The following is a 21,174-nucleotide window of genomic DNA, read 5'->3' on the forward strand; positions in this document are numbered from 1 at the left end:
GATGGCCGTCTTGCTTGGCGGGCGACACGCGCCCGCCCGGGGCAGCTCCACCCTCACGGGGAGCTACCCGTTACACCACTTCTCTGGACGCAACCGTCTGAACTGGCCTGTGCATCGGAGCCTCGCCTGCAGGGAGGTACTAAGAACCTGATGGCTCGTCGCTTTTCTTGAGGCTGCGCTTTCGCTGAACGACCTTATGCAATGCATCCAAGGGATCAAGAATGTGACCTCTTCTCCTCCGGATGCATCGTGCGCGCGTGATCTTTACTGCATCCTGGTCGGGGTATGCGTCACGGCTGTCGTGCTCGGCGGCATACAAATATTCTCCCATCCATTGATACTGCTCTTCGAGTGTCATGGACCTGGAGGTGTCGGGGTGCTTCCCAAAGCGTTTTTGGGCTGCAGTCCTTCCGACTTCGAATTCATGAGCTATCCGCCCCCACGAGTACCTTCGCGTGCGAGCCTCTGCGACAACGTCACCTACCACCCGTCGCACGGCGTCTTCCACCAGGGCTGTCGCTCGAAGAGCAGTCATCCCTTCTACCCCGTCGCGTAGGTACCGGATCGCGAAGCGAACCGCCGCGTCGGCGAGATCTTCATCGTTCATGACAACCCAGGGCTCCAGTGGCCACGCCGGATCGTCGTACGACACCCATGGCCAGGGCTTGTCGGGGTCGAAGCGCGCCTTCGCCGTTTTGTTGATCAAAGAATCTTTCCCAGCTACTTCGCTCATCCGTCCACTCTAAGTGGACGGATGTCAGGCGCGGAGGACGTATCTGTCGAAGGGGCGTGTCAACATGTCTTCCCGTGAACGGAGTTGGGCTGTCGGATAGCCGCTCCGGTGCGACCAGGGGTTGGGAAGGGTGGGGCAGGTCCATGGCTGAGATCTACATGTATGCCGATGAGACGGGCGATATGGACATGTCGGGCTCTCAGGGCGCGAGTAGGTACTTCGGCTTCGGCACTGCTGTCTTCGAAGGCGATCATGGCCACTCGCTGTGGGAGGGGCTCCAGCTCCGCTGCCAGTTGGAGCGGAGGGGCATTTCGCTGCCAAGGGGGTTGCATGCAAAGGATGACTCGCACGCGACTCGTGGCGAGGTCTTCCAGCTCATCGAGTCGCAGGCACCTCGCTTCGACACGACCTTCCTGCTGAAGGCGAACGCGTACAGCTACATCCGCGCGGCCGGCCCGATGCGTCTCTACAAGTTGGCCTGGTACCTGCACTTCAAGGAGATAGTGCGGCGAGTCAGCTCACCCGGAGACACGGTCTACGTGATCGCAGCCCACCTGACGACCAACAAGAAGGAGGGGAGTGCGCGTCTGGCGCTTCAGGACGTCTGTCAGCAGCTTGCCACTGATCGCGAGATAGTCCTGTGCGTCTGGAACGCAGCGACTTCGTGGGGAGTCCAGGTTGCGGACTACGGCCTTTGGGCGGTGCATCGGATCCTGGAAGATCGCAAGTGCTCGTGGTATGAGTCCAGCGTGAAGCCGACCCTGGCCACTACCTTCATGCCGTGGGGAAGGGCAAAATAAGGGGCCAGCTATCCCGATCTTGGGAAGAGGTCCCCTGGACCCCTTGTCACTGGCCAGTAGCTATGCAACCCGATGGCGCGTGCAGCGTCAAGCGGGACAGCATCCTTAACACCATTGTTCCCCGAACAAGTGATCGAAACACTCGCGGGGGTGGCCTTCGCCGTAACCTGCCGTGCGGTGCGTACCCTGCGGCCTGCTAGTGAGGGCTCCCTCCTCGGTCGGGCAGCTTCGCCGCACCCGGGTTCTCCGGGGGCCGCCAAGGCTCACTACGTGACGCTTGCGCTTGGCCTTGGCGGCTCCCGGAGGTTCCGGGTACGCCCTTGGGTGGCTGGCCGAGGAGGGATCAGGCTCGCGCCCTCGTCGTTCATCACAACTGTGGTGCACTCGAATGCCGACCGGACCCCTCCGAGGGAGGGCCGGGGTTTGGGGCGGAGCCCCAAGTCCATCGCGCTTCCGTGGCGCGGTCGGCGGACGCCGGGCCGAAGCGGGGCGGAGACAGGAGCGCGGCCCGGCGGGGAGCCGGACCGCGCTCGGCGAGCGGAGCGAGCCGCTTGAACCCGTAGAGAAGGTTGTTACTCATCCCCTCATGGATGCCGGTTCCGGCTCGTGCGTTCGGGTCGTCTCGTCGTAGCGCAGTGCCACCCTGACGGTCCGACCGTTCATATGGCTGAGCACGTCCATGCGACTGGAGAGGGCTTCGACCAGGGCGAGGCCTCGGCCGCTGGTGGAGCTGTTGCCGGCCTGGCGGGCGTGGGGGATGCCGAGGGCTCCGCCATTGTCGGAGACGGCCATGACGAACAGGCCCGGTGTCCAGGTGAGCATGACGGTGAAGAGTCCGCCGGGCCGGCCGCTGTGGGTGTGGGTGATGGCGTTGGTGCTCAGCTCGGAGGCGATGAGTTCGGCCTCGTCGGCGCACGGGTAGCCGCGACAGACGTCTCTGATCCAGCGGCGGACCCGGCCGACTTCCTGTGCCTCCCCTGGACAGGTGAGGTGCCAGACGCGGTAAGCTTCTCGTCTACTCATCCGTACAAGTCCTTCGCTGCTGGTGGGCCTCTGTGTGGCGAGGCCGGTTGCTAGATGAGTCTCACGCCGTCGTGAGCTCGGACGGCGGGAGGGGAGGGGGCGTCGAGCGCGTCGAGGACCCGGATCGCGTAGGCCTCGTCGCAGAGGTCGGTGACCTCGTCGCGGGTGGCCCAGCGCAGGGCATGGGTCTCGTCGCCGGTGGTCAGTGATCCCTCGACGGCTTCGCAGCGGAAGACCATCGCAACGATCAGGCGGGTCATGTTCTTGTAGACGCCGGTGAGGACGGCCGGGGTCTGGATCTTGAGTCCGGTCTCCTCGTAGACCTCGCGCGCGAGCGCGTCGGGGATGGTCTCGCCGGCCTCCAGCACACCGCCGGGCGGCTCCCAGTGGCCGTTGTCCCGGCGCTTGATGAGCAGGGCGCGTCCGTGGTCGTCCACGATGACCCCGGCGACGCTCACCGAGTGGGGTCGGTCGTTCGTCACGATCGCTGCCCTTTCCGCTGGCTACGCTTCCACCGTAGCAACGGTCCGGCCGTGCACACGTCTAGATGCCTCAAGGAGTACTCCATGGCTGCTCTCTCCTCCGGCTCCATCGGCTCGCTCGACCCGATGAGCGACCGGGCCGTTTTCCGGCAGATCGCCGACCGCATCCGTGAGGCCATCGACCGCGGCACCTTCCGGGAGGGCGACAAGCTCCCCTCCGAGACGGAGCTGATCGAGTACTTCGGCGTCTCGCGGATGACCGTGCGCAACGCGCTCCAGCTGCTCCAGGGGGAGGGCCTGGTCGTCTCCGAGCACGGGCGCGGGGTCTACGTGCGGCCCCGGCCCCCGGTGCGGCGGCTGGCCTCGGACCGCTTCGCCCGGCGCCACCGCGAGCAGGGCAAGTCCGCGTTCATCGTGGAGGCGGACGCCGCGGGCAGCCACCCGACGGTGGACAGCCTGGAGGTGAAGGAGGAGCGGCCGGCCCCGGAGGTCGCCACCCGCCTAGGCTCGCCGCACCGGGTCCTCGCCCGCCGCCGCCGCTACCTGCTGGACGGGCGGCCGGTGGAGTTCGCGACCTCCTACCTGCCGCTGGACATCGCCCGGGACACCCCGATCGCGCAGCCGAACCCGGGTCCCGGCGGCATCTACGCCCGGCTGGAGGAGCTGGGCCACCGCCTGGACCACTTCGAGGAGGAGATCCGCGTACGGATGCCCTCGCCGCAGGAGGTCAAGGTCCTCCAGCTCGCCGCGGGCATCCCGGTGATCCACCTGGTCCGCACCGCCTTCGACAGCGACGGCCGGGCGGTCGAGGTCTGCGACACCATCATGGCGGCGGACGCCTACATCCTCTCCTACCGCCTGCCGGCCACCTGACCGACGGCCCGTCACCAGGGCTGCGCAGGTATGTGCTTGACGCTCCTCTGCAACTCGTACACACTCAGAGGTGTACTCATCTAGACGAGTGGATATCTAGAGAGTGCAGCCGTCCCGTGCGCCTCCCACTGCCTGCTGCTAGACCGCAACTCATCTAGACGACTAGGTGTTGAGGTCGGCCGGGCTCGGGATGACGAGAAGCAAGAGGAGACATCCTGTGCGTGCCATCCGAGTCGAGACCTCCTCGGCCACAATCCTGCTCACCGACCCCCCGGCCCCGAAGCTGCGGGACCGGCAGACCGGCGAGATCGCCAAGGACGCTGTCACCGGTGAGGCGCTGATGACGGTCGGCGTCGTCTACATCGACGAGGGGGAGTCCTCTCTCCTCTCGGTCACCGTTCCGCAGAGCGGCGTCACCGACGGGCTGCCCGTCGGCTCGCCGGTCTCGCTGCCCGGCCTGGTGGCCCGGCCGTGGGAGAGCGTCTTCAACGGGCAGGCCCGGCACGGCATCGCCTACCGGGCAGCCGCCGTCGCCCCGGGTGCCTTCCCGGTCCGAGCGGAGGGCTGATCGCCGTGACGGACCTGGTGACCCTGCTGGAGGTCGGCGGACCGCTGGCGGCCGGAGGAGCGGGGGCGGCCTGGACCAAGGCCAAGGCCCCGGCGGTGTACTGGTCGGCCGTCGGCCTGCCGTTCACCGCCGCCCGCTTCACCGCCACCTACGGCTCCACGATGGACGCCTGCGGCCTGACCGTCGCCCCCTCCCGGCTGCGGGCGGCCCTCATCCGCGCCACCACCCGGCGCGAGGTCCGCCCCGTCCCGCCGAAGGTGCGGCGCATCCGCCCGACCACGACCGGCCTGCGCGTCCGGCTCCGCCTCGCCCCCGGGCAGGAGCCGGCCGACGTGGCCGCCTCGGCCGAACGCCTCCGCCACGCCTGGGGCGTGCACGCCGTCCACGTCACCGAGATACGGCCCGGCCTGGTCGAACTCCGCATGACCGGCTTCGACGTGCTCACCCGGGTGCGCATGCCGCGCCGCCTCCCGTCCGGCCCGATGCTCATCCCGGTCGCGCTGCGGGAGGACGGTACCGCCTTCGTCCGCGACTACCGCGCCGTCCCGCACGCGCTCACCCTGGGCGCGAACCAGTCCGGCAAGTCCATGTACCTGCGGAACCTGGTCAGCGGGCTCGCCCGGCGACCGGTCGCGCTGGTCGGCATCGACTGCAAGCGCGGAGTGGAACAGGCACCCTTCGCCCCGCGCCTGTCCGCCCTGGCCACCGACCCCGAGCAGGCGGCCGAACTGCTCGACGTCCTGGTGGCGGAGATGCAGGAGCGCTACGACCTGATCCGGCAACGGCAGGGCATCGCCCCCGCCACGGCGGCAGAGGAGATCACCTCCGACATCTGGGGCCTGCCGGCCAAGGTCCGGCCGGTGCCGATCGTGCTCCTGGTGGACGAGATCGCCGAACTCTTCCTCACCGCCACCCGCAAGGACGAGGAACGGCGCGACGCGATGGTCACCCAGCTCATCCGCCTCGCCCAGCTTGGCCGCGCCGCCGGGATCTACCTGGAGATCTGCGGCCAGCGCTTCGGCTCCGAACTCGGAAAGGGCGCCACCATGCTCCGCGCCCAGCTCACCGGCCGCGTCGTCCACCGCGTCAACGACCGGCAGACCGCCGAGATGGGCCTCGGCGACATCTCCCCCGAAGCCATGCTCGCCGCCACCGCCATCCCCCCGGAGCGTCCCGGCGTCGCCGTGGCGGGCGACTCCTCCGGCGGCTGGTCCCGCATCCGCACCCCCGAGATGACCCTCGCCGCCGCCGCGGCCGTCTGCCGGGAGTCCGCGCACCTGGTCCCCGACGTCCCCGCCCTGGACCCATTCCGCCCGTACGTCCCGGCCGCCCGCGAGCCGGCCGACACACCCCGCACCGCGCCGCTGCCCGTCACCGAGTAGCCACCCGCCCCCATCGGTCGGCGCGACCGCCTCCGCGCCAGGTCCCTACCGGCCCCATGCCCGAAACCGACCCGAGAGGAGTCCCCACGGTGGCCCGTCTGCCCCGCCGCCCGGACGCCGTGCTCGTCCAGGCCGTCATCGCCGGTGCCCTGTCCTTCGCCCACCTCCACGACATCGCGGCGGCGGCCGGACAGCACGGCTGGAAGGCGTGGGCCTACCCCGTCTCCGTCGACCTGCTGCTGGTCGCAGCCTGGCGCCGCATGCGCACCCTGCGCGCGGTTGGCGCCCCGGCCCGCTCGGCCTGGACCTGGTTCGCCACCGCGCTGACAGCATCCCTCGGCGCCAACGTCGCCACCGCCGGACTCCTCGACCTGGCCGCCGTCCCCGCCTGGCTGCGGATCCTCGTCGCCGGATGGCCCGCCGTCGCCTTCTTCGGCGGCACCCTCCTCGCCCACACCCCCACCGGCGCCACCGAGGCGGAGCCTGCCGACACCCCGGACTCCGTCTACGCCGAGCAGGACCCGGAGCCGGAACCGGTCGCACCCCCGCCGGCACCCGCCCTGCCCCCGGCCCCGGTCCCCTCCGCGCCGCCGGTCCCGGCCGCCCTGGTCGAGCACGCCCGCAAGGTCGCCGACGACCACCGCGCCCGTACCGGCACGCCGATCGACGCGGCCACGCTGCGCGCCCGCCTCGGCGTCACGCCCCAGCTCGCCGACGCCATCGCCGCCCGGCTCCAGCCCGCCTGACAGGAGGTCACGCCGTGTCCCCGATCCGCCCCCGCAACGTGCTCCGCATCGGCCCGGTCCAGGTCGCCACCTACTACGACGGCCGCGGCCGCGAGCGGCACACCGCCGCCTGCACCGCCCCCCGCTGCGGCTTCTCCGCCGACTACGACTCCCGTCCCGCCGCCGAACTCGCCGCCCGCACCCACCGCTGTGCCGTCCGCTGACCAGGAGCCCCCTGCCGTGACCGTCACCCTCCCTCTGGTCGTCGTCCTCGGCGCCTTCGCCTGGATGGCCATCCGCTTCCTCGGCGTCCGCCTCTGGGTCGCCGCCGCCATCGCGCTGTTCGGCTTCTACCTCGCCCAGACCTGGGCCGCCCCCGTCATCGACCACACCACCCGCAGCGGTGTCGAGGTCGTCAACGGCGACCGCAAGTGACCCCCGAGAGGAGACCCGCCATGCTTCGCCCCAAGCTCCCCGACACCCCCGCCCACCTGGTCGCCACCACCCCGCAGCACGCTCCGGCCTGCGACTGCCGGCACGCTTCCGCCCCCGCCGCCCGACGGCCTGTCGGCCCGTACGTTGCCGCCGGTGCCGGGGCCCTCGCCGCCGTCATCGCGGTGGGCGCCGTCCTCACCGCGCTCCTGGCCGCCGTCGCCGTTACCGCCGTCTCGGTCGCCGTCTGCGCGGTGGTCCTGCGCTCCCTGCTCGCCTCCCACCACCGGGGCCGCTGATGACCGCGACCACCGCGCCCCCGCTCGCCGACCTGGTCTCGATCGCCCAGCTCGGCACGATGCCCGCCCTGCTCCGCCAGCTCCAGGGACTCGGCGGCTGCACCCACCCCGTCCGCCTCGACGGCCACCGCACCGAGATCCACGGTGGCACCGGCGAGGTCCTGCACCACCTCACCTCCGCCGACCTCCCCGCCGGCCACCTCCTCATCCGCTGCGGCAACCGCCGCGCCACCCGCTGCCCGGCCTGCGCCGAGACCTACCGCCGCGACACCTACCACCTGATCACCGCAGGCCTGCGCGGCGGCAAGGGCACCCCCGACCACGTCGCCACCCACCCGCGGGTCTTCGCCACCTTCACCGCCCCCTCCTTCGGCCCCGTCCACAACCGCCCCACCGGCCCAGCCGGGCAGATCCGCCCCTGCCGCTGCGGGGTACTGCATGGCGAGGACGCGGCTGAGCTCGGCACTCCCCTCGACCCTGACACCTACGACTACCGCGGCGCCGTCCTGTGGAACGCCCACGCCGGAGTCCTGTGGCGGCGCTTCTCCATCTACCTGCGCCGCGAGGTCGCCAAGCGCGCCGGACTCACCCAGCGCGCCTTCCGCGACCACGCCCGCGTCTCCTTCGCCAAGGTCGCCGAGTACCAGCGCCGCGGCCTGGTCCACTTCCACGCCGTCATCCGCCTCGACGGCCCCGACGGCGGCACCACCCCACCACCCGGCTGGGCCACCCCGGACCTGCTCGCCGACGCCATCCGCGCCGCCACCACTGGCGCCCGCATCCCCGGCCCCACCGTCGACGGCCGCGCGTACGCCTTCGCCTTCGGCCGCCAGCTCGACATCCGCACCATCCGGTCAGCGGACTTCGACGGCGGCACCGACCTCACCGAACGCGCCGTCGCCGCCTACATCGCCAAATACGCCACCAAGGGCGCCGAGACCGCGACGGGGACCCTCGATCGGCCCGTCCGCCTGATCGGGGAGCTGGCACACCTCGACCTCAGCGACCACGCCCGCCGCATGATCCGCACCTGCTGGGACCTCGGCGCCCGCCCCGACCTCCAAGACCTCCGGCTGCGGGCCTGGGCCCACATGCTCGGCTTCCGCGGCCACTTCTCGACCAAGACCCGCCGCTACTCCACCACCCTTGGCGCCCTGCGCGACGCCCGCGCCGCCTGGCGTCGCGCCCAGGCCCTCGCCGCCCACGCCGGCACCCGCCCCGACCCCGTCGAGGACCAGGAGGAGACCACCCTCGTTCTCGCCCACTGGGCCTTCGCCGGCATCGGCCTCACCCCCGGCGAGACCTGGCTCGCCCAAGCCCTCACCCCCGCACCCGGAACGGAAGGAGAACCCACCCATGCCTGAGCAGCTGCTGACCGTCGCCCAGGTCGCCGAACTCCTCGGCACCACGGAGCGCTTTCCCCGCCGTCTGATCGCCGAACGGCGCATCGTCTTCGTCCGGGTGGGGCGGCACGTCCGCATCCCCGAGAGCGCACTGTCGGCCTTCGTCCAGACCAACACCGTCCAGCCGGTCACCACTCGGCGGCAGGGCTACCGGAGGGCTGCCTGATGGCCAACAGCAAGGGCAGGCGCCGCCGCTTCGGCGCTGTGCGCAGGCTTCCCTCCGGCCGATGGCAGGCACGCTATCCGGGACCGGACGGAGTCCTCCGGCCGGCGGACCAGACCTTCGCCTCCAAGACCGACGCGGAGGTCTGGCTCACCCAGACGGAAGCCGACATGACACGCGGAGACTGGCGCGACCCGGATGCCGGGGCGGTCAACTTCACCGCGTACGCGGAAGCGTGGATCGCCGAGCGTGATCTCCGCCCGACCACGGAGGAGCTGTACCGGCGCCTCCTGCGCATCCACCTGGTCCCGACCTTCGGGGCCTGGAACCTGGACGAGATCAGCGCGCCCCGGGTGCGGGCCTGGCGGGCCGGTCTTCTGGAGGAGGGGAAGCGGGTCACCGCCGCCAAGGCCTACCGGCTGCTCAGCTCGATCCTGGCGACGGCCGCCGACGACGAGCTCATCCGGCGGAACCCCTGCCGGATCCGGGGCGGCGGCAAGGAGTCCTCACCCGAACGCGGGACGGCGACCATCGAGCAGGTCTACGAGCTGGCGGAGCTGGTCGGCCCCCGCTGGCGGGCGCTGGTCCTCCTGGCGGCCTTCACCACCCTTCGCCCGGAAGAGCTGGCGGAGCTGCGCCGAACGGACGTCGACCTCGATGCGGGGACCGTCCGGGTGCGCATGGCGGCCCCGGAGCTGACCACGGGCCGCCGGGTGGTCGGCGACCCGAAGTCGGACGCGGGCAGGCGCACGGTCACCATTCCGGCCGTCGTCCTGCCGGATATCCGCCGGCACCTGGAATGGTTCGCCGAGCGGGAACCCGGCGGGCTGCTTTTCGTCGGCGAAAAGGGCGGCGCATTCCGCCGCTCGACCTTCGGGCGGATCTGGCGGAGGGCGCGGGACAAGGCCGGCCTGCCGGGCTTCCGCTTCTACGACCTGCGCCACACGGGCAACACGCTCGCCGCTGCGACCGGGGCCAGCCTCAAGGAGCTGATGGCCCGCATGGGCCACGCCTCGGTGCGGGCCGCCCTGGTCTACCAGCACGCCACCGCGGAGCGGGACCGCCGGATCGCCGAGGGGATCGACGCGGCCGTGGTGGAGATCCGAGGCCGGGGGAGGCAGAGGGGCGACGGCCCTTCTGGCACGGATCTGGCACGCGACGCCTGAAAAGGTCTGGACAACAGAAAGGCCCTGGCCGGGAATCCATTCCCTGGCCTGGGCCTTTTCCTGTGGAGCGGGTGACGAGAATCGAACTCGCGCTCTGAGCTTGGGAAGCTCATGTTCTACCATTAAACTACACCCGCATGATCCGCCGTCAGACGGCGTCTCGCTGCTCCGTCACTGTACAGCATCCCCGGCCGTGGGCGCACGGATGCCGGGCGGTGGGGAAAGGGGCGGGGCGGGCTGGTGTTCGGGGGTGTCGGGGCGGTGCGGGGCGGGGGGTGCGGGCGTACTGTGGGGCCCGCGAATCCCTGGGGCTGCTGCAGGTGGTGCCGTCCGGCGCGTCATGTCCGGAATGTCCCGTGATGTGATACCGGCGGCAGGGCACGGAGGCCCGGGTGATCCGCAGTGGGCTCGTCCGATGCGGAAGGGGATCGATGGAGCAGCGCACCGTCGTCCGTTGTGCCGAAGGGCACCTGTTCAGCACCAGCACGTTTCCTCTGCAGAACCTCGGCCCCGGGCGGCTCGGTCCCGGGCGGCTGGTCCGCTGCCCGCGGTGCGGGCGGCTGCGCAGCTCGGTGCCGGCGGACGTGCAGGAGCTGTCCGGCGGGCAGTTGGCCCGGGCGATGCGGCTGGAGGCGGCGGAGTTCCTGGCCTGAGGGCCTGCCGCGGTCCGCGGCGGGCCCCGGCTGATTTAGCCGGGGCCCGCCGCGCCGCGTAACCTCGTTGCGTGCTGCTCTCTGACAAGGACATCCGGGCCGAGATCGACAAGGGCCGCGTGGTCATCGACCCGTACGAGCCGGCGATGGTCCAGCCGTCCAGCATCGACGTCCGCCTGGACCGCTTCTTCCGGGTGTTCGAGAACCACCGCTACCCGCACATCGACCCCTCCGAGGAGCAGCCGGACCTGACCCGTCTGGTGGAGCCGGAGGGGGACGACGCGTTCATCCTGCACCCGGGCGAGTTCGTGCTGGCCTCGACGTACGAGGTCGTCACGCTCCCGGACGACATTGCCTCCCGGCTGGAGGGCAAGTCCAGCCTCGGCCGGCTGGGCCTGCTGACGCACTCCACGGCGGGCTTCATCGACCCGGGCTTCAGCGGCCACGTCACGCTGGAGCTGTCGAACGTGGCCACCCTGCCGATCAAGCTCTACCCGGGCATGAAGATCGGCCAGTTGTGCATGTTCCGGCTCACCTCGCCGGCCGAGCACCCCTACGGCTCCGAGCGGCACGGCTCCCGCTACCAGGGCCAGCGCGGACCGACCCCGTCGCGGTCGTACCTCAACTTCCACCGCACCCGGGTCTGAGCGCCCCGGCCGCTACTTGTCGTTGAGGCAGAGCACGAACTTGTCGTCGTCCCACTGCTGGGCCAGGGCGGCGGCGTAGCTGTCGCCGCACCTGTCGGTGTCGAAGGTGTTGTCGACGACCTTGGCGACCTTGTAGTTGGCCTTGCCGTCGCCGCAGTCGAGCAGGGAGACGTCGGGGTTGTTCTCGCTCCCGGTGACGCTCACGCAGTCGCCGGCCTTGGCGTGCACCGGGTTGTTGAGGGCGTAGCCGAGGCCGAACTTGATCCCGCCTATCACCACGGCGGCGGCGATGATGCCGAGGATCTTCTTCCCCTTGCCGCCCTTCTTCTCGGCGGCGGAGGCCGGGGGCGCGGGGTGGAAGCCTGCCGGGGCTTCCGGGGCTTCCGGGGCTTCCGGGGCTTCCGGGGCTTCCGGGGCCGCCGGGGGCACCTGCTCGGTCTGTCGGCTGGGGGAGGGGGGAGTGGTCATGGTGATGCCCTCGGGGTCCGTGGATCCTGTGTGTTGATCGAACAGCGGCACGCTATCTGTTGATTCGGTTCACAGGTGGTTCAGGAGGCCCGCTGAGGCGGCTTGTTGCCCAGGAGTGACAATGCGGGTGCGGTATCCACCCGTATGCCCTGTGCGGGAGCCCGCGGACCGGGAGCCCCGTCCGCCGGCCTCGCCGTGGACGGGGCTCCCGGCCCGCGCCGTCAGCGGCGCCGGGGGGTGGTGACGGCGGTCAGTTCAGTGCCGTCGTCGGACAGGCTCAGTTCGGTGCCGAGGGCGCTGAGCTCGCCGAGGCGGTGCAGGTGGGTACCGCCGCAGAAGATGGCGGCGGTGCCCTGCGGCAGGTCGCACGCCCAGCGGCGCCGCGCGGTCAGCTCGGGTCCCGGGACCTCGATGCGCACCGCGGCGTCGGCCTCGACCCAGGCGGCGAGCTGCTCGTTGACGGCCTTGGCGATGTCGGGCAGCGCGTCGGCGAGCGCGGGGAGGCCCTCGGCGGCGTCGGAGGTGAAGCCCTTTTTCCGCAGCGACTTGCCCAGCCGGTACACGTCGACGCTGGTGCTGCCGCCGTCGGCGGTGGGCACGGTCATCCGGGACGACGCCATGGCGAGGCTGTCGAAGTCGGGGTTGCCGAAGGCGTCGCTGCGGCCCGGGTCCTTGCGCCAGCGGGGCGCCAGGGCGGCGTTCAGGGCGAGGGCGAGCAGGTGGCAGCCGGTGTGGGCTGCGGACAGCTCGGCGCGCCGCTCGGCGTCGACGCGGAGGTCGGCCTCCTGCCCGAGCAGGTCGCCGGCCGAGAGACCGGCGGGGAGCGACTCCACCACGTGCAGGACCAGCCAGGCCCAGTCCTCGTCGCCGCGCCGGACCGGGATGTCGGCGCCCACGGCGACGGTGCCGGCGTCCGGCCCGACGGCACCCGTGAGGCAGTCGACGACGGGCAGCTCGGCGCCGCCCACGGTGAGGGTCCCGGTGTCCGCGGGCTGGTCGGGCCAGGTGTGGTCGAGCGGGTGGAACGGCGTGGCTGCGGTGGCGATGCCGTACCGGCCGTCGCCCAGGTCGTGGACGGCGACGACGGCGGACCGTCCCTGGACGGAGCCGGCCGGGAAGCCGACCTGGGTGGAGGCGGTGGGGAGGGGCATGCGGACACTCCGGAGGGTGGCGGTGCTGGACTGGTACGGGCCTCGTGGGCCGCCGTCCATCCTCGCGCACACGCCGCACGGCCGTGCCGCGTGCCCACCGCCGTCCCGTCCGCCCACCGCCGTGCCGCAGGTGCCCGGGAGTGCCGTACGGCCGCGCTGCACGGCTGTACGGCACGGCTGCGGGCACGACCGGGCGGCGCCGGGGCGTGCGGAAGGGGCAGGGCGTGCGGAAGGGCCGGGGCGTTGCCCCGGCCCTTCCGCGGGCGTCAGTTCAGCGTCGGCAGCTTGATCAGGATGAGCAGCGCGACGAGCTGGAGCGCCGCCGCACCCGCCGCCTTCCCCCACGGCAGGTCGTGGACCCGGCGGACCATGGTCGTCATCAGCCCGGCGCACAGCAGCCAGCTGGCCCAGCCGAGGACCTGCACCACGCCGTTGTCGGCCGGCAGGAAGAGGGCGAGCAGGAGCCGCGGGGTGTCCGTGGTCCACGCGACCAGCGCGGAGAGGCCCACGGTGGGCTGCCACATCCCGTCGCCGCCCAGCTGCCGGGCCAGGGCGTGGGTGACCGCACCGAGGGTGGCCCCGGCGACGGTGAAGCCGAGCGCGCCCCCGAGGAGGGTCCACAGCGCGACGGAGAAGGTGGAGTCCAGGACCTGGCTGCGGGCGTCGCCGAAGCCGAGGACGGCGAGCGCGCCGTAGACCAGGGAGACCGTGAGGGCGGGCAGCCACACCTGGTGCGTGCGCATCTGCTCGAACGTCCGCGACGGGTTGAGGTACATGCCGGACAGCAGGTCGCGCCAGTGGAGCCGGGGCCCGGCGGTGTGCGGTCCGGCCTGCCCGCGGGCCCGGTACACGGCGACGTGGTCCTGGTCCTGCGCCCCGGGGGTGCCGTACGCGTCCCGGTACGGGTCCTGCACGCCGAAGGCCTGGGTGTGGCCGGGATTGTCGTCGTAGGCGGCGTACGGGTCGTGCGCCCCGGGGCCGGCGGGGCCGGCGGGGCCCGGGCGGGGGTCCCGGAGGCCGCCGTCGTCGCCGAAGTACTGCGGTCCGTCCTGCCCGCCGCCGTGGCCGCCGAAGTACTCCGGCCCGCCTGCGGTGCCCTGCTCGCCGCGGTAGCTGCCGAAGACCCCGGCGGGAGGGGCGGGGGGCGTGCCGCGGCCCCCGCCGTACTCGTGGGGGGCGGGGCCCCCGTTCTGCCGGGGAGCAGCGCCGCGACCGTTGTCGTATCCGTTGCCAGCCACGCCACGACGGTACCCGGCCGCGTCGCCGCTCCCCCGGAACGGTGGCCTCCGGGCCCTGTTTGCAGCCCAGTTGTGACACGCGGCGGGCCGGCGGGGAGGGCGGGGCGGAGCGGGGGCGGACAGCGGAAGGCCCGGCCGGCCGCCGCGGGGGGTGCGGCGGCCGGCCGGGCCGGAGGGTGCGTGACCGGGGGCCGGTCAGGCGGTGCCGGAGTCCTCCGGCGTCCTCGCGGTGCCCTGCCCGGGGGCCTCGGCCTCCGCCTCGGTCTCCGCCCTGTCGGCGGTGACGGGCGCCTCCGCGGCCTTCTCCGCAGGCTTCTCCGCGGCCTTCTCCGTGGGCTTCCCCGCGGCTGCGGCGGCCGGCCCGGCGTCGGCGGCCGACTCGGGCCCGGCCTCGGCGGTGGGCTCCGCCGCGGGGGCGTCCGCAGCCTTCGCCGTGGCCACCGCGGGAGCGGGAGCCGCCTCCGCGGCCCGGGCCGCCGGCTTCGCCGCCGGGGCGTCGGTGGTCCGCGCCTCGGCCGGGCTCTGCACCGTCGCGGCCTGCTCGACCGGCCTGGCGCCGACCAGGGCGGGCTCCGGCGCGGGCTCCGGTTCCGGCTCGGGCAGGGCCTTGACCGAGTCGAGCAGCAGCTGGGCGACGTCGACGACGCGCAGGTGCTCCTTGGCGGTGCCCTCGTTCTTCTTGCCGTTGACCGAGTCCGACAGCATCACCAGGCAGAACGGGCAGGCGGTGGAGACGATGTCCGGGTCCAGGGAGAGGGCCTCGTCCACGCGCTCGACGTTGATCCGCTTGCCGATGCGCTCCTCCATCCACATCCGCGCGCCGCCGGCGCCGCAGCAGAAGCCCCGCTCCTTGTGGCGGTGCATCTCCTCGTTGCGCAGGCCGGGCACCCTGCCGATGATCTCGCGCGGCGGCGTGTAGACCTTGTTGTGGCGGCCCAGGTAGCACGGGTCGTGGTAGGTGATGAGGCCCTCGACCGGGTTGACCGGGACGAGCCTGCCCTCGTCGATGAGGTGCTGCAGCAGCTGGGTGTGGTGGATGACCTCGAAGTGGCCGCCCAGCTGCGGGTACTCGTTGGCGATGGTGTTGAAGCAGTGCGGGCAGGTGGCCACGATCCGCTTGACCGGGGCGTCCTCCAGCACGGTGTTCAGGGTCTCGACGTTCTGCGCGCCGAGCATCTGGAAGAGGAACTCGTTGCCCAGGCGGCGGGCGGAGTCGCCGGTGCAGGACTCCTCCTTGCCGAGGATCGCGAACGACACGCCCGCGGTGTGCAGCAGCTCCGCGAAGGCCTTGGTGGTCTTCTTGGCGCGGTCCTCCAGGGCGCCGGCGCAGCCGACCCAGTACAGGTACTCGACCTCGGCCGGGTCGATGTCCTCGCCGATGACGGGGACCTCGATGCCGGTCTCCTTCTTCAGCTCCTTCACCCAGTCCAGGCGGGCCTTGGTGGCCATGCCCCACGGGTTGCCCTTGTTCTCCAGGTTCTTGAGCATCGTCCCGGCCTCGGTCGGGAACGACGACTCGATCATCACCTGGTAGCGGCGCATGTCGACGATGTGGTCGATGTGCTCGATGTCGACGGGGCACTGCTCGACGCAGGCGCCGCAGGTGGTGCAGGACCACAGCACGTCCGGGTCGATGACGCCGTTCTCCTCGGCGGTGCCGATCAGGGGGCGCTCGGCCTCGGCGAGGGCGGCGGCGGGGACGCCGGCCAGCTGCTCGGCGGTGGCCTGCTCCTCGCCCTCCATGTCCTTGCCGCCGCCCGCGAGCAGGTAGGGCGCCTTGGCGAAGGCGTGCTCCCGCAGGTTCATGATCAGCAGCTTGGGGGAGAGGGGCTTGCCGGTGTTCCAGGCGGGGCACTGCGACTGGCAGCGGCCGCACTCGGTGCAGGTGGAGAAGTCGAGGATGCCCTTCCAGGAGAAGTGCTCGACCTGGGAGACGCCGAAGACGGCGTCGTCGGCCGGGTCCTCGAAGTCGATCGGCTTGCCGCCGGAGGTCATCGGCCGCAGTCCGCCGAGGGCGGTGGAGCCGTCCTCCTCGCGCTTGAAGAAGATGTTGAAGAAGGCGAGGAAGCGGTGCCAGGCCACACCCATGGAGGGGTTGATCCCGATGGTGATCGCCCACGCGAAGGAGATGCAGATCTTCAGCATCGCGACGAGGTAGACCAGGTTCGCGAGCGCGCCGTGGGAGAGGCCGCCGAAGGCCTGCGCCAGCGGGTAGCTGACCAGGTGGGCGGGCTCGTAGGAGTCGACGCCGGCGAGGGCGCCCTCCAGGCCGCGGAGCACCAGGATGCACAGGCCGATGCCGAGGATCGTGTACTCGACGTAGAAGGCCTGCCAGGCGATCGACCCGGCGAACCGGGACTTGCGGCCGGCCCGGGAGGGCAGGCTCATTAGGCGGATCGCCATCAGCACCAGGATGCCGAGGGTGGTGAGGGTCCCGATCAGCTCGGTGAAGACCTCGAAGGGGGTCCAGTGGCCGAGGACGGGGAGCACCCACTCGGCGTCGAAGAGCTGCCCGAAGGCGTTCACCAGGGTGAGCACCAGCGAGAAGAAGCCGACGGCCACGAACCAGTGCGCGACGCCGACGACGCCCCAGCGGTTCATGCGGGTGTGGCCGAGGAACTCCTTGGCCACGGTCTTGGTGCGCTGCGCCGGGTTGCCGGTACGGGTGTCGTCGGGCTGTCCGACCTTGACGACCTTGTAGATGTACGCGGCCGCGCGGGCGGCGAGCGCGATGCCGATCACGCTGGTGACCAGCGAGATGACGATCGCTGCGAGCTGCATCGGCTGCTCCGTCTCCTCCGGCGGTGGGGGTGGGTGGTACGGGGATACAGGGCTCCCCTCCCTCGGAGTGTACCCATGAGTAACTTAAAGAGGGCGGAGCGGGTCGGACACTACTGCGCGCCGCGGCCCGTCCATAAGGCGCGGCGCCTATGGCCGCGGTCACGTAAGGCAACACTCACCCGCCCGCGCCGCCGCCGCCACCCGTCCGCCGTGCACCCGTCGGCCGTGCCGCCGCCGCTTGCGCCTCCGTGCCGCCGCCCGCCCGTCCGCCCGCCCGCCGTGCCGCCGCGCGGGGTCCGGCAGGAAAGTTGAGCGCCCGGCGCTCACCTCCGTTGACACCGGCCCCGCCGTGAGGCACGCTTGAGTCTGTTCTGCTCAACTTCCGGTGGAGGTATTCAGCGATGGCTCGCGCGGTCGGTATCGACCTCGGTACGACGAACTCCGTCGTCAGCGTCCTCGAAGGCGGTGAGCCCACCGTCATCACCAACGCCGAGGGCGCCCGGACCACGCCGTCCGTCGTCGCCTTCGCCAAGAACGGCGAGGTGCTGGTCGGCGAGGTCGCCAAGCGTCAGGCGGTCACCAACGTCGACCGCACCATCCGGTCGGTCAAGCGCCACATGGGCACCGGCTGGAAGGTGGGCATCGACGGCAAGGACTTCAACCCCCAGCAGATCAGCGCCTTCATCCTGCAGAAGCTCAAGCGGGACGCCGAGGCCTACCTGGGCGAGAAGGTCACCGACGCCGTCATCACCGTCCCGGCGTACTTCAACGACTCCGAGCGGCAGGCCACCAAGGAGGCCGGTGAGATCGCGGGCCTCAACGTCCTGCGCATCGTCAACGAGCCCACCGCCGCCGCCCTCGCCTACGGCCTGGAGAAGGACGACCAGACCATCCTGGTCTTCGACCTCGGCGGCGGCACCTTCGACGTGTCGCTGCTGGAGATCGGCGACGGCGTGGTCGAGGTCAAGGCCACCAACGGCGACAACCACCTCGGCGGCGACGACTGGGACCAGCGCGTCGTCGACCACCTGGTGAAGACCTTCCAGGCCGGCCACGGTGTCGACCTGTCCAAGGACAAGATGGCCCTCCAGCGCCTCCGCGAGGCCGCGGAGAAGGCCAAGATCGAGCTGTCCTCCTCGACCGAGACCTCGATCAACCTGCCCTACATCACGGCCTCGGCCGAGGGCCCGCTGCACCTGGACGAGAAGCTCACCCGCGCCCAGTTCCAGCAGCTGACCGCGGACCTCATCGAGCGCTGCAAGACCCCGTTCCACAACGTCATCAAGGACGCCGGCATCGCGCTGTCCGAGATCGACCACGTGGTCCTGGTCGGCGGCTCGACCCGCATGCCCGCCGTCGCCGAGCTCGTCCGCGAGCTGACCGGCGGCAAGGAGCCCAACAAGGGCGTCAACCCGGACGAGGTCGTCGCCATCGGCGCCGCCCTGCAGGCCGGCGTCCTCAAGGGCGAGGTCAAGGACGTCCTGCTCCTCGACGTCACCCCGCTGTCCCTCGGCATCGAGACCAAGGGCGGCATCATGACCAAGCTCATCGAGCGCAACACCACGATCCCGACCAAGCGCTCGGAGATCTTCACCACGGCCGAGGACAACCAGCCGTCGGTGCAGATCCAGGTCTACCAGGGTGAGCGCGAGATCGCGGCGTACAACAAGAAGCTCGGCATGTTCGAGCTGACCGGCCTGCCGCCGGCGCCCCGCGGCGTCCCGCAGATCGAGGTCACCTTCGACATCGACGCCAACGGCATCATGCACGTCTCCGCCAAGGACCTCGGTACCGGCAAGGAGCAGCGCATGACCGTCACCGGCGGCTCCGCGCTGCCGAAGGACGACATCGAGCGCATGATGCGCGAGGCCGAGCAGTACGCCGACGAGGACCACCGCCGCCGCGAGGCCGCGGAGACCCGCAACCAGGCCGAGCAGCTCGTCTACACCACCGAGAAGTTCCTCAAGGACAACGAGGACAAGGTGCCCGCGGACGTGAAGTCCGAGGTCGAGACGGCGGTCGCGGACCTCAAGGAGAAGCTCAAGGGCGAGGACGTCGCCGCGATCCGCGAGGCCACCGAGAAGGTCTCCACCACCGCGCAGAAGCTCGGCCAGGCGCTCTACGCCAACGCCGGTGCGGACGCCGCCGGTGCGGCCGGTGCCGCGGGCGCCGGCGAGGCCAAGGCCGACGACGACGTCGTCGACGCCGAGATCGTCGACGACGAGAAGCGCGAGGGTGGTGCCGCGTGACGACGGAGGAACCGCAGGGCTTCGCTCAGGAGCCCGGCGACGCCTCCGAGGCAGGGCAGGGCTCCGGCGCCGCCGACCAGGCGGCGCCGGAGGCGCCCGCCGCGGAGTCCGGCGCCGGGACCGGCAAGGGCGGCTCGTCCGACGAGCTCGCCACGGTCAGCCGGCAGCTGTCCGAGCGCACGGCCGACCTGCAGCGCCTGCAGGCCGAGTACCAGAACTACCGCAAGCGGGTCGAGCGGGACCGGATGACGGTGCGTGAGATCGCCGTCTCCAACGTCCTGGAGAGCCTCATCCCGGTCCTGGACGACATCGGCCGGGCCCGCGAGCACGGCGAGCTGGTCGGCGGCTTCAAGCAGGTCGGCGAGTCGCTGGAGACCGTGGTCGCCAAGCTGGGGCTGCAGCAGTTCGGCAAGGAGGGCGAGGCCTTCGACCCGACCGTGCACGAGGCGCTGATGCACAGCTACTCGTCCGAGGTCACCGAGACCACCTGCGTGCAGATCCTGCAGCCCGGCTACCGCATCGGCGAGCGGACCATCCGCCCGGCGATGGTCGCCGTGGCCGAGCCGCAGCCCGGCACCCAGTCCACGTCCGCCCCCGACGGGGAGGACGCCGAGGGCGAAGGTGACGGGGAGAGCTGACGGTGCGTGCGTCGCGGAGCCGTGCCCCGGGTGCACCGGTGCACGGTTCCGCGGCGCCGCGACCGTCGCGGCCGCGGCAGGCCCGGCGTCCGTGACGAGCCCGAGAACGGTCGGGAGGAGGAGTTTCCGTTGAGCACCAAGGACTACGTGGAGAAGGACTACTACAAGGTCCTCGGCGTGCCCAAGGACGCCTCCACGGCGGAGATCAAGAAGGCGTACCGGAAGCTGGCGCGGGAGTTCCACCCCGACGCCAACAAGGGCGACGCCAAGGCCGAGGAGCGCTTCAAGGAGATCTCCGAGGCCAACGACGTGCTGTCCGACCCGGCGCGCCGCAAGGAGTACGACGAGGCGCGCTCGCTCTTCGCCGGCGGGTTCCGCGGCGCGGGCGGCGCGGGCGGGGCCGGCTTCGGCTTCGACCTCGGCGACCTCTTCAACGGCCAGCAGGGCGGCGGCGGTGCCGGGGGCTTCGGGGGCGGCGGCATCGGCGACGTCTTCGGCGGCCTCTTCAACCGCGGCGGCGGCCGCCAGGCGCCCCGGCGGGGCGCCGACGTCGAGTCCGAGGTCACCCTCGACTTCGACGAGGCCGTGGACGGCGCCACCGTCCCGATCCGGATGACCAGCCAGGCCGCCTGCAAGGCGTGCTCCGGCACCGGCGCCCGGGCGGGCACCACCCCCCGGGTCTGCCCCACCTGCGTGGGCTCCGGCCACGTCAGCCGGGGCCAGGGGGCGTTCGCGCTCTCCGAGCCGTGCCGCGACTGCAAGGGCCGCGGACTCATCGTCGACGACCCCTGCGACGTCTGCCACGGCAGCGGCCGGGCCACCTCGGCGCGCACCATGCAGGTCCGCATCCCGGCCGGGGTGCAGGACGGGCAGCGCATCCGCCTCAAGGGCAAGGGCGCCCAGGGCGAGCGCGGCGGCCAGCCCGGAGACCTCTACATCACCGTCAACGTCCACCCCCACCCGGTCTTCGGGCGCAAGGGCGACAACCTGACGGTCACCGTGCCGGTCTCCTTCCCCGAGGCGGCGCTGGGCGGCACCATCGACGTGCCGACCCTCGGCGGCCCGCCCGTGAAGCTGAAGCTTCCCGCCGGGACCGCCAACGGGCGGACCCTGCGGGCCCGTGGCAAGGGCGCCACCCGCAAGGACGGCACCCGCGGCGACCTGCTGGTCACCGTGGAGGTCGTGGTGCCGCACCAGCTGGCCGGCGAGGCCCTGGCGGCGCTGGAGCAGTACCGCGAGGCCACCGCCTCGGACGACCCGCGTGCCGCGCTCTTCAAGGCGGCGGAGGGAGCGTGACCTG

At 71.7% G+C, this 21,174-nt stretch carries 22 protein-coding genes, 1 tRNA gene and 1 pseudogene; 16 read left to right on the forward strand and 8 right to left on the reverse strand.

The genetic code is table 11. The annotated features are described in order from the left end of the window. Positions 1-139 precede the first annotated feature (139 nt). Positions 140-733 carry a hypothetical protein gene (locus ACFY07_RS24870; RefSeq protein WP_390871778.1) on the reverse strand — a complete coding sequence of 198 codons (594 nt, stop codon included), beginning with the start codon at positions 731-733 and terminating at the stop codon, positions 140-142. A gap of 143 nt (positions 734-876) precedes the next feature. Between ACFY07_RS24870 and ACFY07_RS24875 the strand changes: the two genes are divergently transcribed. Next, positions 877-1,533, forward strand: coding sequence for a DUF3800 domain-containing protein (locus ACFY07_RS24875; RefSeq protein ID WP_390871780.1), 657 nt, complete (start codon positions 877-879; stop codon positions 1,531-1,533). A 576-nt stretch (positions 1,534-2,109) separates the two neighbouring features. On the opposite strand, the gene ACFY07_RS24880 is transcribed toward ACFY07_RS24875, so the two are convergent. Both ACFY07_RS24880 and ACFY07_RS24885 read right to left on the reverse strand, forming a co-directional pair. After that, positions 2,110-2,556, reverse strand: a complete 447-nt coding sequence (locus tag ACFY07_RS24880; protein ID WP_390871781.1) for an ATP-binding protein — start codon at positions 2,554-2,556, stop codon at positions 2,110-2,112. 50 nt (positions 2,557-2,606) lie between these two features. Beyond that, positions 2,607-3,014, reverse strand: a complete 408-nt coding sequence (locus ACFY07_RS24885) for an NUDIX hydrolase (RefSeq protein WP_230746532.1) — start codon at positions 3,012-3,014, stop codon at positions 2,607-2,609. Positions 3,015-3,122: 108 nt separating this feature from the next. Here ACFY07_RS24885 and ACFY07_RS24890 point away from each other — a divergent pair, with 108 nt between their 5' ends. The 10 genes from ACFY07_RS24890 (at position 3,123) to ACFY07_RS24935 (ending at position 10,049) form a co-directional block, all read left to right on the forward strand. Then, positions 3,123-3,911 carry a GntR family transcriptional regulator gene (locus ACFY07_RS24890; protein ID WP_390871783.1) on the forward strand — a complete coding sequence of 263 codons (789 nt, stop codon included), beginning with the start codon at positions 3,123-3,125 and terminating at the stop codon, positions 3,909-3,911. Between the two features lie 217 nt (positions 3,912-4,128). Continuing rightward, entirely contained in the window at positions 4,129-4,479 is a 351-nt protein-coding gene (locus ACFY07_RS24895; protein WP_390871785.1) for a hypothetical protein, read from the forward strand. A 5-nt stretch (positions 4,480-4,484) separates the two neighbouring features. Then, entirely contained in the window at positions 4,485-5,861 is a 1,377-nt protein-coding gene (locus ACFY07_RS24900; protein WP_390871786.1) for an FtsK/SpoIIIE domain-containing protein, read from the forward strand. Positions 5,862-5,950: 89 nt separating this feature from the next. Further along, complete coding sequence (locus tag ACFY07_RS24905) at positions 5,951-6,607, forward strand: DUF2637 domain-containing protein (protein WP_390871788.1); 657 nt, start codon at positions 5,951-5,953, stop codon at positions 6,605-6,607. 14 nt (positions 6,608-6,621) lie between these two features. After that, positions 6,622-6,810, forward strand: coding sequence for a mobile element transfer protein (locus ACFY07_RS24910; RefSeq protein ID WP_230746369.1), 189 nt, complete (start codon positions 6,622-6,624; stop codon positions 6,808-6,810). 16 nt (positions 6,811-6,826) lie between these two features. Then, positions 6,827-7,021 (forward strand): hypothetical protein, encoded by a 195-nt coding sequence (locus tag ACFY07_RS24915; protein ID WP_230746371.1) that lies wholly within the window; start codon positions 6,827-6,829, stop codon positions 7,019-7,021. A gap of 20 nt (positions 7,022-7,041) precedes the next feature. Further along, positions 7,042-7,317, forward strand: a complete 276-nt coding sequence (locus tag ACFY07_RS24920; protein ID WP_390871790.1) for a SpdD protein — start codon at positions 7,042-7,044, stop codon at positions 7,315-7,317. Further along, positions 7,317-8,681, forward strand: a complete 1,365-nt coding sequence (locus ACFY07_RS24925; protein WP_390871792.1) for a replication initiator — start codon at positions 7,317-7,319, stop codon at positions 8,679-8,681. Before ACFY07_RS24920 ends, ACFY07_RS24925 begins: the two co-directional genes overlap by 1 nt. After that, positions 8,674-8,886 (forward strand): excisionase family DNA-binding protein, encoded by a 213-nt coding sequence (locus ACFY07_RS24930; RefSeq protein ID WP_230746375.1) that lies wholly within the window; start codon positions 8,674-8,676, stop codon positions 8,884-8,886. Before ACFY07_RS24925 ends, ACFY07_RS24930 begins: the two co-directional genes overlap by 8 nt. Continuing rightward, complete coding sequence (locus ACFY07_RS24935; RefSeq protein ID WP_390871794.1) at positions 8,886-10,049, forward strand: tyrosine-type recombinase/integrase; 1,164 nt, start codon at positions 8,886-8,888, stop codon at positions 10,047-10,049. Before ACFY07_RS24930 ends, ACFY07_RS24935 begins: the two co-directional genes overlap by 1 nt. A 63-nt stretch (positions 10,050-10,112) precedes the next feature. Here the strand turns inward: ACFY07_RS24935 and ACFY07_RS24940 are convergent. Beyond that, positions 10,113-10,186 (reverse strand) — tRNA-Gly (locus ACFY07_RS24940). A 294-nt stretch (positions 10,187-10,480) separates the two neighbouring features. On the opposite strand from ACFY07_RS24940, the gene ACFY07_RS24945 reads away from it, so the two are divergent. Together ACFY07_RS24945 and dcd are read left to right on the forward strand one after the other, a co-directional pair. After that, a complete protein-coding gene (locus ACFY07_RS24945; protein ID WP_230746379.1) occupies positions 10,481-10,702 on the forward strand; it encodes a hypothetical protein in 222 nt (73 codons plus the stop codon). Positions 10,703-10,773: 71 nt separating this feature from the next. Further along, on the forward strand, positions 10,774-11,349 hold the full coding sequence (gene dcd / locus ACFY07_RS24950; RefSeq protein WP_390871796.1) for a dCTP deaminase: 576 nt from the start codon (positions 10,774-10,776) through the stop codon (positions 11,347-11,349). A gap of 12 nt (positions 11,350-11,361) precedes the next feature. Here dcd and ACFY07_RS24955 read toward each other — a convergent pair whose 3' ends face one another. The 4 genes and pseudogenes from ACFY07_RS24955 to ACFY07_RS24970 all read right to left on the reverse strand — a co-directional run. Further along, positions 11,362-11,817: a hypothetical protein gene (locus ACFY07_RS24955; RefSeq protein WP_390871798.1), complete on the reverse strand. Its 456-nt coding sequence runs from the start codon at positions 11,815-11,817 to the stop codon at positions 11,362-11,364. Positions 11,818-12,038: 221 nt separating this feature from the next. After that, a complete protein-coding gene (locus ACFY07_RS24960; RefSeq protein WP_390871800.1) occupies positions 12,039-12,968 on the reverse strand; it encodes a metal-dependent hydrolase in 930 nt (309 codons plus the stop codon). A gap of 266 nt (positions 12,969-13,234) precedes the next feature. Continuing rightward, positions 13,235-14,206, reverse strand: a complete 972-nt coding sequence (locus ACFY07_RS24965; protein WP_390871802.1) for a Yip1 family protein — start codon at positions 14,204-14,206, stop codon at positions 13,235-13,237. Positions 14,207-14,767: 561 nt separating this feature from the next. Further along, positions 14,768-16,987 (reverse strand): annotated as a pseudogene (locus ACFY07_RS24970) (heterodisulfide reductase-related iron-sulfur binding cluster); the annotation flags it as partial. A gap of 401 nt (positions 16,988-17,388) precedes the next feature. On the opposite strand from ACFY07_RS24970, the gene dnaK reads away from it, so the two are divergent. The 3 genes from dnaK (at position 17,389) to dnaJ (ending at position 21,170) form a co-directional block, all read left to right on the forward strand. Then, positions 17,389-19,236, forward strand: a complete 1,848-nt coding sequence (gene dnaK / locus ACFY07_RS24975) for a molecular chaperone DnaK (protein WP_230746390.1) — start codon at positions 17,389-17,391, stop codon at positions 19,234-19,236. Further along, positions 19,233-19,874 (forward strand): nucleotide exchange factor GrpE, encoded by a 642-nt coding sequence (gene grpE / locus ACFY07_RS24980; RefSeq protein WP_230746392.1) that lies wholly within the window; start codon positions 19,233-19,235, stop codon positions 19,872-19,874. Before dnaK ends, grpE begins: the two co-directional genes overlap by 4 nt. Before the next feature lie 129 nt (positions 19,875-20,003). After that, on the forward strand, positions 20,004-21,170 hold the full coding sequence (gene dnaJ, locus ACFY07_RS24985; RefSeq protein WP_230746402.1) for a molecular chaperone DnaJ: 1,167 nt from the start codon (positions 20,004-20,006) through the stop codon (positions 21,168-21,170). Positions 21,171-21,174 lie beyond the last annotated feature (4 nt).

Source organism: Streptomyces sp. NPDC001380 (assembly GCF_042895785.1).
Classification (GTDB): Bacteria; Actinomycetota; Actinomycetes; order Streptomycetales; family Streptomycetaceae; genus Peterkaempfera.